This window comes from Pseudomonas lundensis, from assembly GCF_001042985.1.
GTDB lineage: Bacteria > Pseudomonadota > Gammaproteobacteria > Pseudomonadales > Pseudomonadaceae > Aquipseudomonas > Aquipseudomonas lundensis.
In genome coordinates this window covers 1-23921 of record NZ_JYKY01000022.1, presented here as the reverse complement: position 1 = coordinate 23921, position 23921 = coordinate 1, and the positions used below count along the sequence as shown (strand labels likewise).

The window sequence follows — 23921 nt, the reverse complement described above, 5'->3', positions numbered from 1 at the left end:
CGAATTCTGTGGTCCCCCGTCGTGGTTCACGAGGGGCGAGGAGGTGATCGGGGGGAGCCCGATCACCTCGTTTTGCTAACAACTGAGCGGGTTTACAGCCCCAGCAGTTCCATGCGTTGACGCACCGATGCTTCGATCCCGGCCGCGTTCAGGCCGCACTCGGCCAGCATCTGGCTTGGCTTGGCGTGTTCCACGTACACGTCGGGCAAGCCCAGGTGCAGGATCGGCTTGAGCAGGTTTTCGCGGGCCATGAACTCGCTGACACCCGCCCCCGCCCCCCCCATGATGGCGTTTTCTTCGATCGTCACTAGCAGCTCGTGGCTGTTGGCCATCTCGCGCACCAGAGCTTCATCCATCGGCTTGACGAAGCGCATGTCGACCACGGTCGCGTCGAGGGTTTCGGCCACTTGCAGGGCTTGCGCCAGTTGCACGCCAAACACCAGCATCGCGACTTTTGAGCCGTGGCGACGAATCACGCCTTTGCCGATTTCCAGCGGCTCCAGGGTTTTTTCGATGGGCGCATTCGGCCCCGTGCCCCGCGGGTAGCGCACTGCTGCCGGGCCGTTGTACAGGTGGCCGGTGGTGAGCATTTTGCGCAATTCGTTTTCATCACTCGGGGTCATGATGACCATGCCCGGGATGCAACGCAGGTACGACAGGTCGAAACTGCCCGCGTGGGTCGGGCCGTCTTCACCCACCAGACCGGCACGGTCAATGGCAAACAGCACATCCAGATTTTGCACCGCGACGTCATGCACCAGTTGGTCATAGCCGCGTTGCAGGAATGTCGAGTAAATCGCCACGACCGGCTTGGCGCCTTCGCAGGCCATGCCGGCCGCGAGCGTTACCGCATGCTGTTCAGCGATGGCCACGTCGAAATAACGCAGCGCGAAGCGCTCGCTGAACTTGATCAGGTCCGAGCCTTCTTTCATCGCCGGGGTAATCCCCACCAGGCGCTGGTCCGCAGCGGCCATGTCGCACAACCAGTCGCCAAAGACCGCGGAGTATTTTGGCCCGCTGGCCACTTTGGGCGCTGCAACCGGTGCGTCTAGCGGTTCGAGCTTGGTGATGGCGTGGTAGCCAATCGGGTCTGCTTCCGCCGGGGCGAAGCCTTTGCCTTTTTTGGTGACAACGTGCAGGAACTGCGGACCTTTGAGGTCACGCATGTTGCGCAGCGTGGCGATCAGCGTCGGCAGATCATGGCCGTCAATCGGGCCGATGTAGTTCCAGCCGAGCTCTTCGAACAACGTACCGGGCACCAGCATGCCTTTGGCATATTCCTCGGTACGGCGCGCGATTTCCCACGCGCCCGGCAAGCGCGACAGCACTTTCTTGCTGCCTTCGCGCATGCTGGCGTACGTCCGGCTGGACAGGATTTTGGCCAGGTAGTTGGACAACCCGCCGACATTGCGCGAGATCGACATGTCGTTGTCGTTGAGGATCACCAACATGTTGGCGTCGACCTCGGGCGCATGGTTCAAGGCTTCAAACGCCATGCCGGCGGTAAGGGCGCCATCACCGATCACGGCAATTGCCTTGCGATCACTGTTTTGCAGGCGGGCGGCTATGGCCATGCCTAAAGCCGCACTGATTGAGGTGCTGGAGTGGCCGACGCCAAAGGTGTCGTACTCGCTCTCGGAGCGACGCGGGAACGCGGCCACGCCGTCCTTCTGACGCAAGGTCGCCATTTGTTCACGGCGTCCGGTCAGGATTTTATGCGGATACGCCTGATGACCCACGTCCCACACCAGACGGTCGTCCGGGGTGTCGAACACGTAGTGCAACGCGATGGTCAGTTCAATGACGCCCAGGCCGGCACCGAAATGCCCACCCGTCTGACCGACGGTGTAGAGCAGTTCCTGGCGCAATTCATCGGCCAAAGGTTCCAGCTCGGCTTCGGCTAACCGGCGCAGGCCCGCAGGCGTGCCGGCTCGGTCGAGCAGGGGCGTGGTCGGGCGTATGCGGGGAATCTCATGAAACGTCGTTGGCATCAGGCGAATCGTTATAGGTATAAGAAGAGGCGGCAGTTTACCTTATGCAACGGAAGCTGCCCACGGAGTCTGGAGCTCGTTAGTCAGACCTTGGCCGTAGAGCCGGTCAGAAAAAGAGGTGTTGCGCCGCTTTTTAGTGGCGGCGTTCCACGATGTAACGTGCAAGCTCACGCAAAGGCTCGGCAGCTGCATCAAATGGTCGCAGGGCGTTAATGGCCTGATCGCGTAATTCGAGCGCATAGGTTTTGGCCGCTGCCAGCCCCATCAAGGACGGGTAGGTCGGCTTGTCGCGGGCCGCATCGGCGCCTGACTGTTTGCCAAGCGTAGCCGTATCTCCCTCAACATCCAGGATGTCGTCCTGAACCTGGAACGCCAGACCAATGGCCCGCGCGTAGATGTTCAAAGCGTGCAGGTCTTCAGGGCGGGCGTGACCACTGGCCAGCGCGCCCAACTGGACGCTGGCTTCGATCAGGGCGCCGGTCTTGTGGCGGTGCATGTATTCAAGGGCAGTCCGGTCGAGCTTGACCCCGACCGAACCCAGGTCAATGGCTTGCCCGCCGACCATGCCCGCCGGGCCTGCGGCCATCGCCAGGTCAGAGACCATGCGCAGTCGGGTGTCAGCGTCCAGCGTGTTCATGTGCGGGTCGAGCAGGGCGGTAAATGCAAGGCTCTGCAAGCCGTCACCGGCCAGAATCGCGCAGGCTTCGTCAAAGGCTTTGTGGGTGGTGGGCTGGCCGCGGCGCAAATCGTCGTCGTCCATGGCCGGCAAATCATCGTGTACCAGCGAATAGGCGTGGATCAGCTCCACTGCGCACGCTGCACCGTTGGCCTGCTCAGGGGCAGCGCCCAAGGCTTGGCAAGCGGCGTAGGCCAACAGCGGCCGCACCCGTTTGCCGCCATTCATGACGCTGTAGCGCATCGCCTCGTACAGGCGGGCCAGCTCCGGTGCCGGAGCGACAAACAAGCGTTCAAGGGCCGCGTTGACACGGGCCTGGCTGCTGGCTTGATAAGCATCAATCATTCTGGTTGTTCCGCATCAAATGGCTCTTGGGCCAATTCACCATCACGTTCGAGCAGGATGTGCACTTTCTGTTCGGCCTGGGCCAGTGCGCCCTGGCATTCGCGGGTCAGGCGGATGCCTTGCTCGAATGCTGTCAGGGAGTCTTCCAGCGACAACTCGCCGTTTTCCAGACGCTCGACCAGTGTTTGCAGGTCAGCGAGGGACTGCTCGAAATCCAGGGAAGCTTTTTTGCGGGCCATGGCGGCATTCTCGGTAGGCGTTAAAACCGGCTGACACTAGCAGACGGCGGGTTTTGGGGCAAATCCGACGGTAGGTGGCCTGCCGTAGCGTCGGGCCTGTTCGCAGGTTTCACAACGTTTGTGTGGAACTACAGGAGCTGACTTTCGGAGCTTAGGCTGACGGTGAAAACGTCCAGATTTTTTGTAGGAAAAAGACACTTGGCGTTGGCGGCTTTTTAACCAATCGAGGATTTGTGAGTTTTTTTAAATCGCTAAGACGTTTCCTATAGAAATGCCGAAATTTCCTACTTTTTTTCGTCAGTCATTCACCTATCGTCGCGTCCCTTGAACGGACTCGGATAGTGGCCAATGGCAATCTTCATGAAAGCTCGGGCAGCGCTACGTTTTTCACCCTGCGTGAGGAGGGTTGGGGCGTGACGTATACCAGCAAGTCTCTGGCGCGCACTGTCGGACTGGTCAAGGACCCCGTGGCGACTGACAACTTTGCGGGCAACGACGTTCGTTTTTCCCCTGAGTTCGAGGCGTTGGAACGGGAGCTGGCCAAGGTCCACTCCTTGCACGAACACACGCCGGTTGACTGGTCGATGGTGCAACAACAGAGCGAAGTCTTGTTGCGCGATCAGTCCAGGGACCTGCGGGTGGCGGCGTGGCTGACCTGGGCTTTATATCAGCGTGAATCCTTTTCCGGGCTGTTGGCCGGTGTCGGGTTGCTGCATCACTTGTGTGTGCAGCATTGGGCACAGATCCACCCGCGCAAATTACGGACCCGGGCAGCGGCCGTCAGTTGGCTGGTGTCGCGCCTCAATGATGCCTTGAACGAAAACATCCCGGTCAAAGAGCAATTGCCGTTGTTTCAGCGTTTGCTCGACTTGCTGATGGCGCTCGAGTGCAGTCTGGCGTCGCACATGGGCGACGAGGTGCCATTGTTGCTCCCGCTCTGCAGACGTTTAAGCCGCATGGTCGAGCGGGCGGGGATCCAGCCGCCTGATGCCGGGCCCATTGCGGCGGCGGTGGCCCACGTCAAGCAGATGGCTGCCCAATTGGTTGACAGCCAAACCCCGATCGAAAATGAAAAAGACGCCCACAAAGCACTGCGTGCCCAACAGGACAGCGCCCGAGTGCTGTGTGCCTGGTGGCTCAAGCAAAACGCGACGGACGTGCGCGCATTGCGGCTGAATCGAACCCTGACCTGGATGGCCATTGACGCCGTGCCCGAACGCAACGGGGAACAGATCACGCCGGTGCGAGGGTTGGCAAAAGATCGACTGAACACCTTCAACGAGCGCTTTGAGCGCGGGCAATTCGCTGACGTGTTGGTGGAGCTGGAGTCCAGCCTGAGCAAGGCACCGTTCTGGTTTGACGGCCAACGTCTGGTCTGGAGGTGCCTTGAAGCATTGAACGCCGAACGTGCGATGCGTGAAGTCGAGCTGCACATGGCGCTGTTGCTGCAGCGCTTGCCCGGGCTGGAAACCCTGCGCTTCAGCGATGGCCAACCGTTTGCCGATGAGCAGACACGGGCCTGGTTCGTCACGCACGTCATGCCGCATGTGCAAGACGACGTCCCGCAAAGCGAGGCCCCCGGCGCTGAACAACCCGCGTGGGAGCTGGCCCTTGAGCACGCGCAAGAGGTGGCGCTTTCCCAGGGCTTCAAACCCGCCGTTCAATCACTCAAAAGTGGCCTGGCCCAAGCCCAGGGCGGGCGCGTGCGTTTTTTCTGGCAGTTGGCGCTGGCACGGCTGTGCTTAGCAAACCGCAAATACGAAATCGCTCAGACCCAGCTCGACATGCTCGACCAACTGCTTCAGCGCTCCGGTTTGCAGGCCTGGGAGCCCGATCTTGTGTTGGAGGTGCTCAGCCTTTGGCGCCGTTGTTGCGAGCTGTTGCCGCAGAGTCATGACGTGCGCGAACGCAAGGATGAGTTGTACCGCAGGTTGTGCCACCTCGACCTTGAAGTGGTACTTGAATAGGCCTTTGGGCCATACGCATAAGGGAAAACATCATGGCCAAAGAAGGCTCGGTTGCACCTAAAGAACGTATCAACATCACGTTCAAACCCGCGACGGGCGGGGCTCAGGAAGAAATTGAACTGCCCCTGAAATTACTGGTGCTGGGCGACTACGTTCAGCGGTTCGACGCGCGCAAGCTGGAAGACCGCAAACCCATCGCCATCGACAAAATGACGTTCGATGAAGTGCTGGCCAAACAAGGCCTGACCTTGAATCTGAGTGTGCCCAATCGTCTGCAGGACGAGGGTGGCCCTGATGAGCTGGGGATTGCGCTGCGGGTCAATGCGATGAAGGACTTCAACCCTGCAAGCCTCGTTGAGCAAGTGCCCGAGCTGAAAAAACTGATGGAGTTGCGCGAAGCCCTGGTTGCGCTCAAAGGCCCGCTCGGCAATGCGCCCAGTTTCCGCAAGGCAATTGAAGGGGTACTGGCCGATGACCAATCCCGTGCGCGGGTGTTGAGCGAGCTGGACCTGTCCGGTTCCCCCGCCTCGGACATTTGAGCCCCCATCAGCAAAGGAAGACCACGTCATGAGTACGCAAGCCGCATCGCAGCAACACGATCAGCAAGCCAATGCCAGCATCCTGGATGGCATCATCGCCCAGACCCGACTGACCCCCCAGGACGACGGCTACAGCGTTGCCAGGCGCGGGGTGGCGGCATTTATTGAAGAACTGCTCAAGCCACAGAACCAGGGCGAGCCGGTCAAGAAAGCCCTGGTTGACCGCATGATTGCCGAGATTGATGCCCGGCTCAGCCAGCAGATGGATGAAATTGTCCACCACCCGGACTTCCAGTCGCTGGAGTCTGCGTGGCGCGGCTTGCAGGTATTGGTGGAGCGCACCAACTTCCGCGAAAACATCAAGATCGAAATCCTCAACGTGTCCAGAGCCGACCTGCTGGACGACTTCGAAGATTCGCCCGAAGTCATGCAATCGGGTTTGTACAAGCACATTTACACCGCTGAATACGGTCAGTTCGGCGGGGAGCCGGTCGGGGCAATCATTGCCAACTACTACCTGTCCCCAAGCTCGCCAGACATCAAGCTGATGCAATACGTGTCCAGCGTCGCCTGTATGGCCCACGCGCCGTTTATTGCCTCGGCAGGGCCGCAGTTTTTCGGGCTGGAAAGTTTTACCGGGATGCCCAACCTCAAAGACCTGAAAGACCATTTCGGCGGGCCGCAATTCGCCAAATGGCAGAGTTTTCGGGAATCTGAAGACGCGCGATACATGGCGTTGACCGTGCCGCGCTTTTTGCTGCGCACCCCGTATGACCCGCTGGAAAACCCGGTCAAAACGTTTGTCTATAAAGAGACCGTCGCCAACAGCCACGAGCATTACTTGTGGGGCAATACCGCGTATGCCTTTGCCTCCCGGTTGGCAGACAGTTTTGCCAAGTTCCGTTGGTGCCCGAACATCATCGGCCCGCAGAGCGGTGGGGCTGTCGAAGATTTGCCACTGCATCACTTTGAAAGCATGGGCGAGATTGAAACCAAGATCCCGACCGAAGTGCTGGTCTCCGACCGCCGTGAATACGAGTTGGCGGAAGAAGGCTTCATCTCCCTGACCATGCGCAAGGGCAGTGACAACGCGGCTTTCTTCTCTGCCAGCTCAGCGCAGAAAGCCAAGTTGTTTGGCGCCAGCGAAGACGGCAAGCGTGCGGAGCTGAACTACAAACTGGGCACCCAACTGCCGTACATGATGATCGTTAACCGGCTGGCGCATTACCTCAAGGTGTTGCAACGCGAGCAACTGGGTTCCTGGAAAGAGCGCACCGACCTTGAGATCGAACTCAACAAATGGATACGTCAGTACGTCGCCGACCAGGAAAACCCCGGCGCTGAAGTGCGTGGTCGTCGGCCGCTGCGGGCGGCGCAAATCATCGTCAGTGATGTTGACGGCGAGCCGGGCTGGTATCGCATCAACCTGAACGTGCGCCCGCACTTCAAGTACATGGGCGCTGATTTCACCCTGTCGCTGGTCGGCAAGCTGGACAAAGAGTGACGCAGGGGCGGGCATGACGGGATACGGCAGCCTTTTCGAGCGCTTGAAAGGCGATGCACAGCGGCGTGTGGGGCTGAGCCGCGAGAGGGCTGTCATGGCCTCGGTGACTGCGCAGTTGACCCGGATGCTCAGTACCCGGGCGGGCAGCGTGCAAACGTTGCCCGACTACGGCCTGCCCGATCTCAACGACATGCGCGTCAGCCTGCACACGGCGTTGTCGCAGGCCCGTCAGTCCATTGAAACCTTCATCGAACAGTACGAGCCGCGCCTGACTCAGGTGCGGGTCGTCTCGTTGCCACACGACCGGCACCCCCTGCGCTTGAGTTTCGCCATTGAGGCGTTGCTGGAGGTTGAGGGATTACGTCGCCAGGTCAGCTTCTCGGCTCAGCTCGATGGCAGCGGGCAGGTTCGGGTCGAGTCACTGCTTTGAATCAGCGTTTTCACTTTTTGATGTCGCCAATGACCAGGTAACCCGCGTGTCTTTTAACCAGTATTACCAACGTGAGCTCACGGCATTACGCCAGTTGGGCAGTCGCTTCGCTGAGCGTAATCCGGCACTGGCCCCCTTTTTGGGGCAGGCGGGGCGTGATCCGGATGTGGAGCGGTTGCTCGAAGGGTTCGCGTTTCTGACCGGGCGCCTGCGCCAGAAGCTCGATGACGAACTGCCCGAGCTCAGTCACTCGCTGATGCATTTGCTGTGGCCCAACTACATGCGGCCGCTGCCGGCTTTTAGCCTGTTGCAATTTGACCCGTTGAAGCAGGCCGGACCTGCCCTGCGGGTGCCTCGCGATACGGGGGTGGCCAGCCTGCCGATCAAAGGCGTGAGCTGTCAGTTTCGCACCTGCTACGCCACCGACCTGTTGCCTTTGCAACTGACCGGGCTGACGCATTCAGTGACGGGCGACGGTGTGTTGTTGAGCCTGCAACTGGACATGACGTGCCCGGGGCATCTGGGTGAACTGGACGTGAGCCAATTGCGCCTGCACCTGGCGGGCGAGCGCTATATCAGCCAAACGCTTTACCTCGGTCTGCTGCGTCACGTGGATCACGTCACCGTGCTGGCCAAGGATGAACTCGGGGAGCAATTGGGCGTATTCACATTGCCCCCCGACTGCTTGCAGCCCGTGGGTTTTGCGGAGGATCAAGCACTGATTCCCTATCCGCTGAACACATTCCGCGGGTATCGCTACTTGCAGGAATACTTTGCGTTTCAAGACAAGTTTTTGTTCGTCGACCTGAGCGGGCTGGACGTTATCCACAGCCTGGCGCCCGATACCCTGAAACAAACCCGCAGCCTCGAACTGCGTTTTCTGATTCGCCAGCACAGCGCTCAACGCCTGCGGCCGACCCGTGACAACGTGAAGTTGTATTGCACGCCTGTGGTCAATTTGTTTGCCCACGATGCAATGCCGATTCGGCTGGACGGCAAGCAGGACGAGTATCTGTTGATGCCATCCAGGCTCGATAGCGCGCACTGCGCCGTGTTTTCTGTCGACCATGTCAGCGGGTGGCGGTCTGGCGGTGCGGGTGAACAGAGCTATGTGCCGTTCGAATCGTTTGAACACGATCCCAGTTTCGATGTGTCGCAAGCCCATGCCCATTACAGCATCCGCCAGCGTTCCTCGCAGGTGCATGAGGGGCTCGACACCTTTCTGAGCGTGGGTGTGCGTCGGCCCGAGCACAGCGAAACGCTGTCGGTGGAGATGACCTGCACCAACCAGAACCTTGCGCGCGGGCTGGCGCCCGGCGCGATTTGCCTGCCTGGCGAAGACATGCCCGAGGGGCTGACGTTTCGCAACATCACCCGCGTGACCTCCAGTTATGCGCCGCCGGTCAACCGCGACTTTCTCTGGAAGTTGATCAGCAACATGTCGCTCAACTATTTGTCGCTGGCCAATGTGGACGCCTTGAAGGTGATCCTCGAAACCTACGACCTGCCGCGCTACTACGACGAGCAGGCCGAGCGTGTCAGCAAGAACCTGCTGAACGGCCTCACGTCCATCCGCCACGAACACGTGGACCGACTGCACCGTGGTTTGCCGCTACGGGGCGTGCGTACCGAACTGACGATAGACCCCCAAGGCTATATCGGTGAGGGCGACGTGTTTGTTTTCGCCTCTGTGCTCAACGAGTTTTTTGCCCTTTACGCCAGCCTCAACTCTTACCACGAGCTGCGCGTCACCAGTACCCAGGGAGATCGCTACCAATGGACACCGCGCATGGGCTTGCAGCCCCTGCTTTGAGCGGGCTGTCCACACGCATACGAGAGTACTCGCTGTATCAGGCGGTGTTGCTGGTCATGGACCGATTGCGTGACGGCAATCCGGACATCAGCGATGACGCGCTGTACGAGCGTCTTGAATTCGTTGCCAACCCCAGTCTGGGGTTTCCGGGCTGTGATGTTGAGCACGTGACGTTTTTTACCGAACACGGCCAGCTTCGCGCGCGTTTGTGTTTCAACCTCATGGGGTTGGTGGGCTCGTCTTCTCCGCTGCCCGCGTTTTACGCCGAGCAAGCGCTGGAGGAGGGCGACGAGGCCAATGTCACGCGCGGGTTTCTGGATCTCTTTCACGATCGCTTACAGCGTTTGATGCTGCCGATCTGGCGCAAATACCGCTACGGCGCCCGCTTTCAACGAGGCGCGACAGACCCGTTTTCCAGCCAGTTATTCGCCCTGATCGGGTTGGGTGGCGAACAGATTCGTCAGGCGCAAGGGCTGAATTGGCGGCGCTTGCTGCCCTACCTCGGGCTCCTGAGTTTGCGGGCACATTCGGCGGCCCTGATTGAGTCAGTGCTGCGTTACTACTTCAAGCACGCGGCGCTGACGATTGAGCAATGCATCGAGCGCCGAGTCGTTATCGCGCCTGAGCAACGCAATGCCTTGGGCCTGGGCAATCACCAGCTCGGTGACAGCCTGGTGCTGGGGGAAAGGGTTCGCGACCGCAGCGGCAAATTCCGCATTCACATCCGCGACCTGGACTGGCAACGCTTTCACGAATTTCTGCCGATTGGCGAGGGCTATCAGCCGCTGTGCGCGCTGGTGCGATTCACCTTGCGTGACCCGCTGGACTACGACATCCGGCTGCAACTGCGCCACGAAGAAGTGCGCGAACTGCGTATTGGCGCGCACAACACCTGCCGTCTCGGCTGGACCAGCTGGCTGGGGCGCGAGCGGGCGGACGGCGTCGTGACCCTGAACAGCACACTTCATTAAGGACGGATGACATGATCAACGTTGACCTGCAAGACCTGATTCAAGCGCTGGACCCGGCAACCCGCCGTGACCTGGAAGCGTGCGCCGAGCGCTGCGTGGGGCGGGGTGCACACCTGGTGGTGGTGGAGGATCTGCTGCTGGGCCTGCTGGAGCGGCCCGACAGTTTACTGATGCGTGCCTTGCTCGATGCCGATATCGACGCCGGGCAGTTAAATGCAGCCTTACAGCCTCGCACTGAACAGGGCGCATCGCGCAATCCGGTGTTTGCTCCCGAACTGATTCAGTGGCTGCAAGATGCCTTGCTGGTCGCCCACCTTGAACTCAAGCAAGCGCACGTCGATCAGGCGGCCTTGCTGCTGGCGCTGCTGGGTAACCCTTTGCGTTATGCGGGCAGCCGGTATTACGCGCTGCTGTCCGCGCTCAGTACCGAACGATTGAAGTCCTTCGCTTTGTCACAACAGGTGTCAGGCAGCCCGGCGTCTGCGGTGATAGGCGGTGAATCCCTGTTGCAACGCTTTACCCATGACCTTACGGCGCAGGCCCGGGCCGGGCAGCTCGATCCGGTGTTGTGCCGTGACGACGCCATCCGGCAAATGATCGACATCCTGGCGCGGCGCCGTAAGAACAACCCGATTGTGGTAGGGGAAGCGGGCGTGGGCAAAACCGCGATCGTGGAAGGGCTGGCGTTGCGCATCGCGGCCAACGAAGTGCCGCCGGTGTTGCAGGGCGTTCAATTGCTGTCGCTGGACATGGGCTTGCTGCAGGCTGGCGCCAGCGTGAAAGGAGAATTCGAACGCCGTCTCAAGGGCGTCATCGACGAGGTCAAAGCCTCCCCCGTGCCGATCATTGTGTTTATCGACGAAGCCCATACCCTGATTGGCGCGGGGGGCAATGCCGGAGGCTCGGACGCCGCCAACTTGCTCAAGCCTGCATTGGCCCGTGGCGAACTGCGCACCATCGCGGCCACCACGTGGAGCGAATACAAAAAATACTTCGAAAAAGACCCCGCGCTGGCCCGGCGCTTTCAGCCGGTGCAGCTGCACGAACCGAGTGTCAGCGAGGCCGTGACCATTCTGCGCGGCCTGGCGCACGTGTATGAAAAAAGCCACGGGATTTACCTGCGCGATGATGCGGTGGTGGCGGCTGCCCACTTGTCGGCGCGTTATCTGGCCGGACGCCAACTGCCTGACAAAGCAGTGGATGTGCTCGACACCGCCTGTGCCCGCGTGCGCATCAGTCTGGCGGCGGCGCCGGAACAACTGGAACGCCTGCGGGCCGAGTTCGCAGAGGGTGAGCGTCAGGTTCATGCCTTGCGACGGGATGCCGAAGCGGGACTGGTGGTGGATAGCGCTGCACTGGAGGCGCTGGAGCAACGGCTGATACAGGTCGACGCTGAACAGGTCGCGCTCAATGACGCCTGGCTTGCGCAGCGCGCGTTGGCCGAGCGCTTGCTGGAACTGCGTCAGCGTCTGGCCAAGGCCCGTGAGGAAGATGAGCCGCAGGCGCTCGAACAGGTGGCGGTGCTGGAAGCGGAACTTCAGGCGACTCAGCACGCCTTGAGTCAGGCCCATCTGCGTGAGCGGCTGGTCAGTTTTGAGGTTTGCCCACGCCTGGTGGCCGAAGTGGTCAGTGCGTGGACGGGCGTGCCGCTGACGCAATTGGCCCGAGAGCACAGCGTCAAGGTCGCACATTTCGCACAAGATTTACGCGCCCGCATTCTCGGTCAGGAACAGGCGATTGGTCAGTTGGACCGCGCCATGCGGGCTGTAGCGGCGGGGGTCAACAAACCCGATGCGCCTGTCGGGGTTTTCCTGCTGGTGGGCCCCAGCGGTGTGGGCAAGACCGAAACCGCGCTGGCGCTTGCCGATCTGCTGTATGGCGCCGAGCGCTTTGTCACCACCATCAACATGTCGGAGTTCCAGGAGAAGCACACCGTTTCGCGCTTGATTGGCGCGCCGCCCGGTTATGTCGGCTACGGCGAGGGCGGCATGCTCACTGAAGCCGTGCGGCAAAAACCGTATTCCGTTGTGTTGCTGGACGAGGTTGAAAAGGCGGACCCCGACGTCCTGAATCTGTTCTATCAAATCTTCGACAAAGGGGTGGTCAACGACGGCGAAGGACGTGAGATCAACTTTCGCAATACGTTGATTCTGATGACCTCCAACCTGGGCAGTGAGCGTATTCAAGCGCTGTGCGCAAACGGTGCGCACCCTGACGCCGAGGAGCTTGAAGCGCACATCCGCCCGCTGCTCAGCCAGCACTTCAAACCGGCCCTGCTGGCGCGGATGCGGGTGGTGCCGTATTACCCGGTGAACGGCGCAGTGTTGCGCGAACTGGTTGAGCTCAAGCTGGTGCGGCTAGGCGAACGTCTGTCGCGGCGTCATCTGCGGTTCAGCCATTGCCAGCGTCTGGTGGACCATTTGGTCGAACGCTGCACGCGAAGTGACAGCGGCGCCCGATTGATCGATGACCTGCTGGACGCTCATGTCCTGCCGCTGGTCGCCGACCGGATACTGGACGCTCTCGCCTGCGGGCAAACCCTTACCTCTGTACATATCACGCTGGACGCCCAGTCCCGCGTGTTATGCGACTGTGAGTGAGGGGCGCGTGATGTTTACTCAAATCCCGCAGCCGCTGGAGTATGCCGAAGCCCTGCTGGCCCACTTCTCCCGCCTGTCACAGAGCACCGACAGCAGCACGCTGCTGAGCCAGAGTGCCCAGGCCATGGCACAACTCACCGGGTGCCAGTTGAGTCAGCTTTACCTGCTCGATGCCTCTCGCGAACGGCTGGAACTCAAGGCTCAGTGGCTGGAAGGAACGCTGCACCCGGCGTTGGGCTCCGGACGCTCTGCCGACCATGGCCAAGAGCCTTTGCTGCAATACGCGATTAGCCAGAACCGGGTCGTGGACCTGAGCAACCTCGACAGCCGCCTGCACAATATCGATTTCCTGCCCCGTGCTGGCGAGCCTTGGCGTTCGCTGTTGGCCGTGCCGATGCGCGATTCACGTCAGACCGTGGCCGGTGTATTGATGCTGGCCAGTTGCACGCACACGCCGCTGCAAGGGTATGCACCGTCATTAGGCGCCTTGGGCAGCGCCGCCTTGATGCAGATGAGCCTGTTGGAGTGCCGCCCGCAACAGGGCAAACCGTTGGGCCGCTGTGTGAGTGCCGGGACCCTGATCGGCTCCAGCCCGGTGATGCGCAAAACCTACCAATTGATCAATCGCGTGGTGCACAGCCCTTATACCGTGCTCCTGCTGGGAGAGACCGGCACGGGCAAGGAAGTCGTCGCACGGGCCATTCACGACAGTGGCCCCCGGCGTGCGCAGCCCTTCATCGTGCAGAACTGCGCCGCGTTCCCTGAGGACCTGCTCGAAAGCGAATTGTTCGGGTATCGCAAAGGGGCCTTTACCGGGGCGGACCGTGACCGCAAAGGGCTGTTCGATGCCGCCCACGGCGGCACCCTGTTGCTGGACGAAATCGGTGATATGCCCCTGGCGCTGCAAGCCAAGTTATTGCGCGTGCTGCAAGAAGGTGAAATCCGGCCTTTGGGCTGCAATGAAAGCCACACCATCGACGTTCGCATTATTGCGGCCACCCACTGTGACTTGAAGCTACGGGTCAGGCAGGGGCGTTTTCGTGAAGACCTCTATTACCGCCTCGCCCAGTTTCCGGTGGTCATGCCCGCTCTGCGCGAGCGCGGCAAGGATATCTTCGATCTGGCCACTCATTTCGCGGCCCAAACCTGCGCATTTCTACAGCGACGCCCGGTGGTGCTGGCAGACAGCGCCATGGCGCAACTGGCCTGTTACGCCTTTCCGGGCAATGTGCGCGAGCTCAAGGGGCTGGTCGAGCGTGCGGTCTTGCTGTGTGACGGGCATGAGCTGCTGGCCGAACATTTTGCCCTGCCCAGCGAGCTGAACGATGAGTCAGGGCGCCTGAATTTTCGCAAGCGCATGGACGCCATGGAGCGCGGTTTGCTGCTCGACTGTTTACGCCGCAACGCCGGCAACCAGACCTTGGCCGCCCAGGAACTGGGCCTTGCACGGCGCACGCTGCTGTACCGGCTGGGGCGTTTGAATATCAATTCCGATGAGATCCGCGCCTATGCCTCGTGATCCCCGCGCGGGCCATGGGTTCGAGGCCCGGCCACTAAATGGAGATGAGTTGATGACGGTTCGCCACCGACTGCACGTGGTGCTGACGCTGGCCTTGTTGTGCGCGCTGGGCGGCTGCAAGGGCAATTACACCTTCACTGACAGCGACTATCGCCCGCTGGGTGATCCGCACGCCATCAATCGCGGTAAATGACCCTCAGGAGCAGCATCATGATGGAACTGGTTTTTGACTTGCTGGCCACGTCGCCGACGGCGACGGGCCAACCCAGTCAGTACAGATTCACCCCGGCGGGCGGCGTCATTGGCCGCAGTCATCAATGCGACTGGGTGCTCGCGGACGCAACCGGAACGGTCTCCGGCCAGCATGCGCGGATCAGCCATGAACGCGGTGCGTACTTCATTCAGGACGTAAGTACCAACGGCATTTCGATCAGTGGCGGACAGGCCTATCTGCCTCCGGGCCAGTTGCAACTGATCAATCACGGCGATGTGTTCGGCCTTGCCGGCCTGTCTATTCGGGCCCGTCTGGAACCCCCGCTGGAGTTGCGTCTGGAACAGGTTGGCGTGCCGCAACCCGCAGACAGCCTGATCCCGGATGATGCGTTTATCGAGCCTGACGTGTTGCAAGTGCTTCGGGAAAACGCGTTTGCCTCACCGTTCGGGGAAGAGCCGGGGGGGCAGCACGACCATCACGTTGGTTTCACCCCTGTTGACCTTGAACACCTGATCGTCCCGCGCCTGGTTGCGCCCACGCAGCCCGACGAGGTTTCAGCGCAAGGCCCGGGAGCATCCCCGGCTGATTCGTTTTGGGAGGCGTTTGGCCAGGCGCTGGGCGTGGACGCGCGCGCCCTTGATCAGGCGGGCAGAGAGTCGCTGGCACTGAATGTCGCCGGGTTGCTCAAGCAGTGCGTCGCCGGGTTGCAACAGTGCATGTGGACGCGTGGCGAATTGAAAAATGAGTTGCGTCTGGCGCGTACCGTTGCGCCGGGAACGGCGCGAAACCCGCTCAAATCGTCCCACGATGCGCAGCATGCCTTGAGGCAGTTGCTGGGGCCTCGCGCGCCTCATCAGCCGACGCCAGAGCAATCGGTTACGGGCGCATTTCGTGATGTGCAGGCCCATCAAGTGGCCTTGCTCAGCGCCAGCCGTGCGGCGATGCGTGGCTGCCTTGAGCACTTTTCCCCACGCCAACTGACCTTGCGTTTCGAGCGTGATGGCCGCCCGCCGCTGCTGGCCACCGCAGGCAGTCGATGGCGTGCGTTTGGGCGCTACCACCAGGCGCTGCAACAGGACGATGACTGGACCGAGCGGTTGCTGGCCAGGGATTTTGCCAAGGCCTACGAAGAGCAAGTGCGTTTGATTTCCACCCTTCACCAGACCCCGCAAGGATGAGGCCGATGCCGCGTTGTACTGCTGTTCATTTCAAGGCACCGATGGTGCTGCTCACGCTGCTGTTGGCGGGTTGCAGCGCGCTGTCGCCGTATTCGAACGTCACCAAACTGGACCTGACCCTGAGCGCCAGTGATCAGGTCAACCCGGACGTACACGGGCGCGCTTCACCGGTTGTCATTCGGCTGCTCGAACTCAAGCATCCCGTGGCGTTTGAGAACGCTGATTTTTTTAGCGTGTATGAACGCGCCGACAGCGTCTTGGCTCAAGACCTGCTCATCAGCGAAGAACTCGAATTGCGTCCCGGCGAGACGGTTTCGCACAAGCTCAGTGTTGCCCCCGTCAGCCGCTATGTCGGTGTGCTGGCCGCGTATCGCGACTTGCCACAAACCCGATGGCGCTATGTGATCACCTTGAGCCCCGAGCAGATCACGCAAGCACACCTGGTGCTCGATCAAACAGGCATCCGTCGCGCCGATGACGTGAACCCTGATGCAGGTGATGACGCATGAATGTGCATAAAGTGATATGGGAGGAAGGCCTGCTGCTGCGCCCGCAACACTTCCAGCACAGCGACCGTTATTACGATCACCAGCTGAAAACCCGAACCCAAATGCTGGGTCGTTACCTCTGGGGTTTTTTCAGGCTGGAGATCGATGTGCAGTTTCTCAACATGAGCAAGCTGGTCATCAGCCATGCGTCCGGCGTGCTGCCGGATGGCAGCCTGTTCGAGCTGGGCGGCGATAATCAGCCCCTTGCGCTCGATATCCCGCCCAATACCGGGCAAACCCCTGTGTACCTGGCCTTGCCACTGGTCACAGGCAACCACATCGAGGCGCGTCGCACCGACCACGCCGATGTGTTGTCGCGCTACACTCGCTATGAAGCACAGGTTGCAGACTCCAACGCGGGTGAGAACGCCATCAGCCCGATCAGTTGCGGGCGGCCGGACTTTCGCTTGCTGCTGGGCGCGCAGCAGAGCGATCAGGCCTGGGTCAAATTGCAAGTGTGCGAGATCCAGGACACCACCCCCGACGGCGTCATCAGGCTCAATACGCAGTGTGTGCCCACCTATCTCCATACGCACTGCTCGGGATACGTGCAGTCGTGTCTCAAGGAAGTCATCAGCATGCTCGGCCACCGGGCCGAGAAGCTGGCCGAGCGGATTCGCTCGAACGGCAAAGTGGGAGGCGCCGAAGTCGGTGACTTCATGATGCTGCAACTGATTAACCGCAGCGAACTGGTGTTGCTGCACTACTTGCAGCTCGAACAAGTGCATCCCGAGGAGTTGTATTGCGTGCTGCTGGCGTTGCTGGGTGACCTGTCGACCTTTGCCAGCGAGACCAAGCGTCCCCGTTTGCACAGCCACTACCAGCACAGCAATCAGGGCGAAAGCTTCCGCGCGCTGATGCAAGCGTTGCGCGAGGCGCTGTCGATGGTGCTCGAACAACACGCGATTGAACTGGTGCTGCAGCCGCGTCAATACGGCGTGCATGTCGCGCAGTTTGATGACCTTTCGCAACTGGGCACGACGACGTTCGTGGTGGTGGCCAGGGCCGCGTGTGACAACGAAGCCTTGCGCCATCGGTTGCCCGCGCACTTGAAGATTGGCCCGTTGGAAAACATCCGCCATTTGGTCAACCTGCACCTGCCGGGTTTCAAGCTCAAGCCGCTGGCGGTCGCGCCCCGGCAATTGCCGTATCACGCCGACCAAACCTATTTCGTGCTCGAACTGACAGCCGATGACCTGGCGCAAATGGAGCGCTCGGGCGGTTTTGCGTTTCATGCGTCTGGCGAGTTTGCCCAGCTTGAACTGACTTTTTGGGCCATCAGGAACTGACTCCCATGAACACGCAGACGCCTTATTCGCACGATGCCAAAACCCTGTTGCTGGACCGTTACGGCAGAGCGCCGCGACACGTTGCCCTGACCGACAGCGAGCCTGTGCCGCGCATTGAAAACATCGATGAACGCATCGTCTACAACGCACAGCTCAAACCGACTGAGCACATCAGTGTCGGCCTTAATCCCCTGATCGCGGCAGCCAGCGATGTGCTGTCATTTGTGGTGGGGATCGACGACCACAGGGCGCAAAACGACCTGCTGGTCCTGCATGCCCTGCTCAGCACAGAAATAAAGGCTTTCGAAACCAACGCCCTGCATGCGGGGTGTGAAAGCGGGCAGGTCATCAACGCCCGGTACGTCCTGTGCACGGTGTTGGACGAAGCCATCTGCACCACGGTGTGGGGCAATGAGCTGGACTGGTCGCAAAAAAGTCTGCTGGGCAGTTTTCACAATGAAACCTTTGGCGGCGAGAAGGTGTTTCAACTGATTGAGCGGTTTTCCCGAGAGCCCGCGAAGAACCTGTATTTGCTTGAGTTGCTGTATGTCTGCCTGTCGCTGGGGTTCGAGGGACGCTTTCGCGTGGAGTCGCGCGGGACCCTCGAACTGGAGTCGATACGCGACAACCTCTATCGCCAGATCCGTCATTTGCGCGGCGATGTCATCCGCGAAGTCTCGCCTCACTGGCAAGGCCTGAACGCACCGCGCAGCAGTGCGGTACGTCTCGTGCCGCGCTGGTTATGGGTCACGTTCACCCTGAGCTGCCTGACGGTGATGTACACCGGGTTCGCCTGGGTGTTGAGCCAACAGCGTGAAGCCGTGATGCAACCTTACGAACAGCACGTTGCAGCGGACCAGCCTGCAGTTGCGAACAGGAAGTCATGATGAAAAGTGTGTTGAAAAAAGCCGCAGCGTTACTGACGCAAACATGGCTCTGGAGCCTCTTGCTGGTGCTGTCCGTTGCGTTGCTGGTGTGGTGGGGCGGGCCGTTGCTGGCCGTAAACGATCACAAGTTTTGGGCCGACCCCGTGGCGCGGCTGTTGAGCATCAGTGTCTTGATCCTCGTGTGGGGGCTGGCCATGGTGTTTGTCAGCTGGCGTGCAGGCCAGCATAAAAAAACCATGGCAGACAGCGAAGAAGGCCAGATTCAAGCGCGTGAGGCACTCGACGCCGAGGCCGCACGCAAAACCCTGCGCAAGCGTTTCAAGCAAGCGCTGCACACCCTGAAAAACACCAGCGTGTACAAAGGGCGCAGCGAGCGCTGGCGCGACGAACTGCCCTGGTACGTGGTGCTCGGGCCGCAAGGCGCCGGCAAGACCAGCCTGCTCGATTTTTCCGGGCTAGAGTTTCCACTGAATAAACTTGATCGCAGCCTCACCCGCGACCTGCGCGGTACGCGGGACTGTGAGTGGTACTTTGCCGAACACGGGGTGCTGATCGACACCGCCGGGGGCTATCTGACCCAGGGCAATGAACCGGTTAATGCCAGCGGCTGGAAGACCTTGCTGGGCCTGCTGCGTAAACGCAAACGCGAGCGACCGTTGAACGGGGTGCTGGTGACTGTCCCGGTGGACAGCCTGATGCAGGCCAGTCACGACAGGCTCTCCGGGCTGTCGGATCAGATCCGGGCACGGCTGCAAGACGTACATCAGGTATTACGCATCGAGTTGCCGGTGTACCTGGTGCTGACCAAGACCGACCTGATACCCGGCTTTACCGAGTTTTTCGAGGCTCTGACCCGTGAAGAGCGCGCTCAGGTATTCGGTGCCACCTTTGAGCCGGGGCAGGGCGGTGCAGCGCTCATGCGTAGCGAGTGCGAGGCGTTGTTGGTGCGGCTCAACAGCCAGGTCATCGCGCGGATGCATCAAGAACGCGATACCCGGCGGCGCGGGCGAATGCTGGACTTCCCTCGGCAATTGAGTGACGTCGCGACGCAGTTGTGTGTGTTTGCCGACATGACGTTCACCGGCAACCGCTATCAACGGGCCAGCCCGCTGCGGGGTTTTTATCTGACCAGCGCGCCTCATGTCCCGCAGCCTGATGAAACCGGGGCTGGCGTGGAGCACACCCGGGCGATGCCCGCGATGCTCTCGGGCCATGCTTACTTCATCCATCATCTGCTCAGCCGCGTGATGTTCCCCGAGGCGCAACTGGCCGAACTGGACAAACGCGAGCGCCGACGCCTGCATTGGGGGCAGCGTTTCCACTACATGGCGGCCATGGGTGTGCTGGCTGCTTTGGGCATGTTGTGGGCCGGCAGTTTTTCATCCAACCACGGGCGTCTTGAACAATTGCGACAGCTGGCCCAGCAATGGGGTCAACAACAGGGGCAGTTGAGCCCCCGTGATGATGCCAAGGCCGTTCTTCAGACCCTGGACACGCACTACGCCGCCACCCAGGTCTTTGCCTCGCCACTGGACACGGCCCTGTATGAACGCACGGGGCTGTATCAAGGCGCAGAGGTGCGCGAGCGGGTCGAACGTGCTTATCAACACACCTTGCAAACCGAGTTGATGCCACGGGTTATCCAACAGCTCGAACAACAGATTCGTGCCAACCTGAGCAACCGCGACTCCTTGCTCAACAGCCTGCGCGCCTACCTGATGTTCGACGTGAGTGACAAGCGCGACCCCGCCTGGCTCAAGGGTTGGGTGGCCAACGACTGGTCGATGCGCTATCGCGGCCTGACACAGGTGCAGAACGGCCTGAATCAGCACTTCGAACGGTTACTGAAAACCCCGATAAAGCCTGTGCTGGATTCGGCCCTGATTGCTCAAGCGCGTCAGGTGCTGCGCAGTGAGTCGTTGGCAACCGTGGTCTATCGCACGCTGCGCGAGCAGTCACGATCCTTGCCGCCTTACAGCCTTGCTCAGCACTTGGGGCCACAAGGTCATCTGTTCAGCGGCGCCGATTATGAGATTCCGGGGTTTTACACGCGCCAAGGTTATCAACAGTATTTTTCGATCCAGGGCGTAAGTCTGGTGAGCGGCATTCTGCGCGATAACTGGGTGCTGGGAGAGGGCAGCAGCATCAGCGCGATGGACATGCGCAAGCTCATGGTTGAACTGGAACAACTCTACTTCCACGATTACGCCGAACAGTGGACGGCGGCAGTCGGGCAACTGGGGCTGGAGCCGTTCGATGACGCACGCGACAGTGCCGAGCAACTGGCCGGGATGACCTCTGCCAACTCGCCGGTTGTGCGCATGCTGCTGGCGGTGCGGGAAAACACGCGCTTCAGCACGTTGGCAGACGCGTTACCGGCATTGCCCCCCGCCCCCGCTGCCGGGCCGCTGGCAGGAGCGGTTACGGTTGCCGCAGACGTGGCGGCCAAGGGGGCTGAGGCGGTGTCGGATCACGTGCCGGACACCGCCAAAAAAGCCTTACAGCGACAGTTCGAGCCGCTTCATCAGTTATTGGATGACAACAACGGCCCCGCTGGCAGCCTCTTGCCTCTGTTGGCCGGGCTTACCGATCTGCAGTCGCAAATGGCCGGACTGGCCAGCGCCAGTGCGCCGGATAACGCGGCCTATGAAATCGCCCGCCAGCGCATGAGCGGCCAGCGAGATGCCTTGAGCCACCTGCGCCAGAGCGCTCAACGTCTGCCGCGTCCGCTGGATCGCTGGTTCAACGGTGTGGCTGAAAACACCTGGAGACTGGTACTCAACGATGCCTATCAATTCGTGGATAAGCGCTACAAATACGAGCTGTACAGGTTTTATACGCGCGCCATCGACCGACGTTACCCCTTCAGTGCCCACAGCAGCAGTGATGTGGCGCTCAACGACTTTCGGGCGTTTTTCAAAGGCCAAGGGCTGGTTGAACAGTTCTTCGATAACTGGCTCAAACCGTTCGTCGCTGGCGAAGCGGGCAACTACCGCTTGCGCAGCATGGACGGCCAGCACTTGCCGATGTCGGCCGCCTTCTTTGAACAAATCGCCACAGCGCAGATCATTCGACAGGGCTTCTTCGCCCAGGACCCGTCGCAGCCGCAAGTGCAGTTCACCCTGGAACCCTACAGCCTGGACTCCAGCGTGAGCCGCGCGCAGTTGCGTTTCGGTGATCAAGTCATTGAATACCGGCATGGCCCTATTGTGACCACCACCCTGCAATGGCCGACGTCGATCAACAACGGGCGCACCAGCCTGGTGTTGGAGAAAGCGGCGGGTCGTCCGCTGGGCATCGAAAAAAGCACCGGCCCGTGGTCGTTTTTCAGGCTGCTGGACTTGATGCAGGTGGATTACCTGAGCGGTCGCGACGTCATGTTGCTGCAAGCGGAGGTGGGCGGTCTGCGGGCCAACTACCTGCTGACGAGCCAACGCACGCCCAACCCCTTTGACCTGCAAGTGCTGCGCAGTTTTCGCTTGCCGGCGCAACTGTGAAGCACACCGGGATGACTTGGCGAAGTGCTGCGCGCACGGACATGGGCAAGGTGCGCACACGTAACGAAGACGCCGTTCTCGACCGTCCGCAGCAGGGGCTCTGGGCGGTGGCGGACGGTATGGGAGGCCACTCGCGCGGTGATCTTGCCAGCCTGAGGCTGGTCAGCCGTTTGGGCGCGCTGCCTGTGCAAACGGATTTTGAGTCACGGCTGCAGGCCGTGCGCGAGTCCCTGCACGACACCCATCACCGCCTGATTGCTGACTCGGCGGGCACTGTCAGTGGTAGCACCGTGGTGGTCTTGATCCTCGAAGGGCAGCAGGGGGCGTGTGTCTGGGCCGGGGACAGTCGTTGTTATTTGTGGCGCGAACAGCGGCTGTACCAACTCTCTCGTGATCACTCCTTTGCACGGCAACTGATGGAGCAAGAACACATGAGCCCCGGGCAGGCCATGGCGCATCCCGATGCACGGGCCTTGACCCATGCGGTGGGGGCCGGGGAGCGGCTGACGCTGGATATTCTGTCGTTTGCTGTTCAGCCGGGGGATGTGTTCCTGTTGTGCAGCGACGGCCTTTATCAAGACTTGAGCCCGAAAATGTTGGGGCAGGCGATGAATGAAGACGCCCCGCACACCTGCCTGGCGCGTCTGTTTGACGCCGTGCTGGCGGGCGAGGCGCGGGATAACCTGAGTGCCGTGGTGATCGCTCAATGACTCAACCGCTTCTGACGGGGGCGTGGGAGGTGCCACGCTATGGGGTGGCCGCTACCGGTTGGAGCGTTTGCTGGGCGCCGGTGGCATGGGCGCGGTCTACTGCGCGCGCGACCTGTTGCAGGAGCAGTTAGGTGATCCGTACGCCGATGTGGCCCTGAAAATCCTCAATGACGAACTCGCCCACGCGCCCGACGCCAATGCCCTGCTGTTCAACGAATTTGCGCTGATGCGTCAGGTTCGCCATCCCAACCTCGTGCACCTGTATAGCTTTGGCATCGACCCCGAGCATGATCGGGGATTTATCGTGATGGAGCTGCTGCGCGGCCCGACCCTCGACCGCGTTTTGTGCGAGCGCCCCTTAGGCTTGCCCCTGCACCAGTTGCAGGAAATCGGCTTGCCCCTGCTCTCGGTGCTGGCGCACGCCCATCAACACGGCGTGCTGCATGGCGACATCAAACCCGGCAACGTACTGCTGAGCGAGCAGGGGGTACGCCTGTTTGACTTCGGGCTTGGGCAAAGCGAAGCGGGGCAACTGCAAGGGCTGGCGTCGCTGAGCCGTACCCGATTCAACGCCTGGACGCCCGGTTATGCGGCGCCCGAACTGCGGCACGGCGGCCCGCTAACGCGCCAGGCTGAACTCTACAGCGTGGGTTGCTTACTGCATGAACTGGCAACGGGCAAACCGCCCTTCAATCCGCGCATCCCCACACTGTCGGAGTATCCGCCTCAGCGCTCGCCGCACAAAAAGCCCCGGCACCTGCCAAGTCAATTCTGGTCGGCGCTGCAAAAGGCGATCAAGCAGGACCCTAAGCAGCGAACGGTGAGCATTGAGCAACTGAGTGAGGCGCTGAAACCCGCGAAAAAGCGCTGGTGCTTTGTAAGCGCTCCATAAACCCCACTTGGCTAAAGATGGGTAAAGCGTTTAGCTGTGAAGTCGAGGTTCGCAGTTCCACGGCAGCAAGGCTTCGTAATCCTCTACCGATGTCGCCGTTGGCAAACGTTCA

At 60.8% G+C, this 23921-nt stretch carries 19 protein-coding genes; 16 read left to right on the top strand and 3 right to left on the bottom strand.

All coding sequences use genetic code 11. From position 1 onward, the window contains the following. Nucleotides 1-92: 92 nt before the first annotated feature. The 3 genes from dxs to TU74_RS16635 all read right to left on the bottom strand — a co-directional run bounded on the left by dxs (nt 93) and on the right by TU74_RS16635 (nt 3251). Nucleotides 93-1991, bottom strand: a complete 1899-nt coding sequence (dxs, locus tag TU74_RS16645) for a 1-deoxy-D-xylulose-5-phosphate synthase (RefSeq protein ID WP_047295762.1) — start codon at nt 1989-1991, stop codon at nt 93-95. Nucleotides 1992-2124: 133 nt separating this feature from the next. Beyond that, nucleotides 2125-3012, bottom strand: coding sequence for a (2E,6E)-farnesyl diphosphate synthase (ispA, locus tag TU74_RS16640; protein ID WP_047277803.1), 888 nt, complete (start codon nt 3010-3012; stop codon nt 2125-2127). Then, nucleotides 3009-3251, bottom strand: coding sequence for an exodeoxyribonuclease VII small subunit (locus TU74_RS16635; protein ID WP_047295759.1), 243 nt, complete (start codon nt 3249-3251; stop codon nt 3009-3011). Before TU74_RS16635 ends, ispA begins: the two co-directional genes overlap by 4 nt. A 413-nt stretch (nt 3252-3664) precedes the next feature. Between TU74_RS16635 and tssA the strand changes: the two genes are divergently transcribed. Genes tssA through TU74_RS16555 form a run of 16 tightly spaced genes read left to right on the top strand, consistent with a single transcriptional unit; the run spans nt 3665 to nt 23809 of the window. After that, entirely contained in the window at nt 3665-5218 is a 1554-nt protein-coding gene (gene tssA / locus TU74_RS16630) for a type VI secretion system protein TssA (RefSeq protein ID WP_048377148.1), read from the top strand. Nucleotides 5219-5250: 32 nt separating this feature from the next. After that, the gene (gene tssB, locus TU74_RS16625; RefSeq protein ID WP_047295757.1) at nt 5251-5757 is read left to right on the top strand and encodes a type VI secretion system contractile sheath small subunit; all 507 of its coding nucleotides are present in this window, start codon (nt 5251-5253) and stop codon (nt 5755-5757) included. Between the two features lie 28 nt (nt 5758-5785). Then, nucleotides 5786-7261, top strand: coding sequence for a type VI secretion system contractile sheath large subunit (gene tssC / locus TU74_RS16620; protein WP_048377132.1), 1476 nt, complete (start codon nt 5786-5788; stop codon nt 7259-7261). Nucleotides 7262-7274: 13 nt separating this feature from the next. After that, nucleotides 7275-7691 (top strand): type VI secretion system baseplate subunit TssE, encoded by a 417-nt coding sequence (tssE, locus tag TU74_RS16615; RefSeq protein ID WP_047295753.1) that lies wholly within the window; start codon nt 7275-7277, stop codon nt 7689-7691. A gap of 46 nt (nt 7692-7737) precedes the next feature. After that, complete coding sequence (gene tssF / locus TU74_RS16610) at nt 7738-9504, top strand: type VI secretion system baseplate subunit TssF (protein WP_048377131.1); 1767 nt, start codon at nt 7738-7740, stop codon at nt 9502-9504. After that, complete coding sequence (gene tssG, locus TU74_RS16605) at nt 9468-10475, top strand: type VI secretion system baseplate subunit TssG (protein ID WP_048377130.1); 1008 nt, start codon at nt 9468-9470, stop codon at nt 10473-10475. Before tssF ends, tssG begins: the two co-directional genes overlap by 37 nt. A gap of 11 nt (nt 10476-10486) precedes the next feature. Further along, nucleotides 10487-13075, top strand: coding sequence for a type VI secretion system ATPase TssH (gene tssH / locus TU74_RS16600; protein ID WP_047295747.1), 2589 nt, complete (start codon nt 10487-10489; stop codon nt 13073-13075). A gap of 10 nt (nt 13076-13085) precedes the next feature. Continuing rightward, on the top strand, nt 13086-14594 hold the full coding sequence (locus TU74_RS16595; protein WP_048377129.1) for a sigma-54-dependent Fis family transcriptional regulator: 1509 nt from the start codon (nt 13086-13088) through the stop codon (nt 14592-14594). 52 nt (nt 14595-14646) lie between these two features. Then, nucleotides 14647-14787, top strand: coding sequence for a hypothetical protein (locus TU74_RS16590; RefSeq protein ID WP_047277780.1), 141 nt, complete (start codon nt 14647-14649; stop codon nt 14785-14787). A gap of 20 nt (nt 14788-14807) precedes the next feature. Next, nucleotides 14808-15986: a type VI secretion system-associated FHA domain protein TagH gene (gene tagH, locus TU74_RS16585; protein WP_048377147.1), complete on the top strand. Its 1179-nt coding sequence runs from the start codon at nt 14808-14810 to the stop codon at nt 15984-15986. Between the two features lie 5 nt (nt 15987-15991). Next, a complete protein-coding gene (gene tssJ, locus TU74_RS16580) occupies nt 15992-16495 on the top strand; it encodes a type VI secretion system lipoprotein TssJ (protein WP_047279156.1) in 504 nt (167 codons plus the stop codon). Beyond that, nucleotides 16492-17823, top strand: a complete 1332-nt coding sequence (gene tssK / locus TU74_RS16575) for a type VI secretion system baseplate subunit TssK (protein ID WP_048377128.1) — start codon at nt 16492-16494, stop codon at nt 17821-17823. Before tssJ ends, tssK begins: the two co-directional genes overlap by 4 nt. 5 nt (nt 17824-17828) lie before the next feature. After that, nucleotides 17829-18710, top strand: coding sequence for a type IVB secretion system protein IcmH/DotU (gene icmH / locus TU74_RS16570; protein WP_047295739.1), 882 nt, complete (start codon nt 17829-17831; stop codon nt 18708-18710). Then, nucleotides 18710-22207, top strand: a complete 3498-nt coding sequence (gene tssM, locus TU74_RS16565) for a type VI secretion system membrane subunit TssM (protein ID WP_048377127.1) — start codon at nt 18710-18712, stop codon at nt 22205-22207. The genes icmH and tssM overlap by 1 nt, the downstream gene beginning before the upstream one ends. A gap of 11 nt (nt 22208-22218) precedes the next feature. Then, nucleotides 22219-22917: a PP2C family protein-serine/threonine phosphatase gene (locus TU74_RS16560; protein WP_048377146.1), complete on the top strand. Its 699-nt coding sequence runs from the start codon at nt 22219-22221 to the stop codon at nt 22915-22917. 22 nt (nt 22918-22939) lie between these two features. Next, nucleotides 22940-23809: a serine/threonine-protein kinase gene (locus TU74_RS16555; protein ID WP_241485581.1), complete on the top strand. Its 870-nt coding sequence runs from the start codon at nt 22940-22942 to the stop codon at nt 23807-23809. Nucleotides 23810-23921 lie beyond the last annotated feature (112 nt).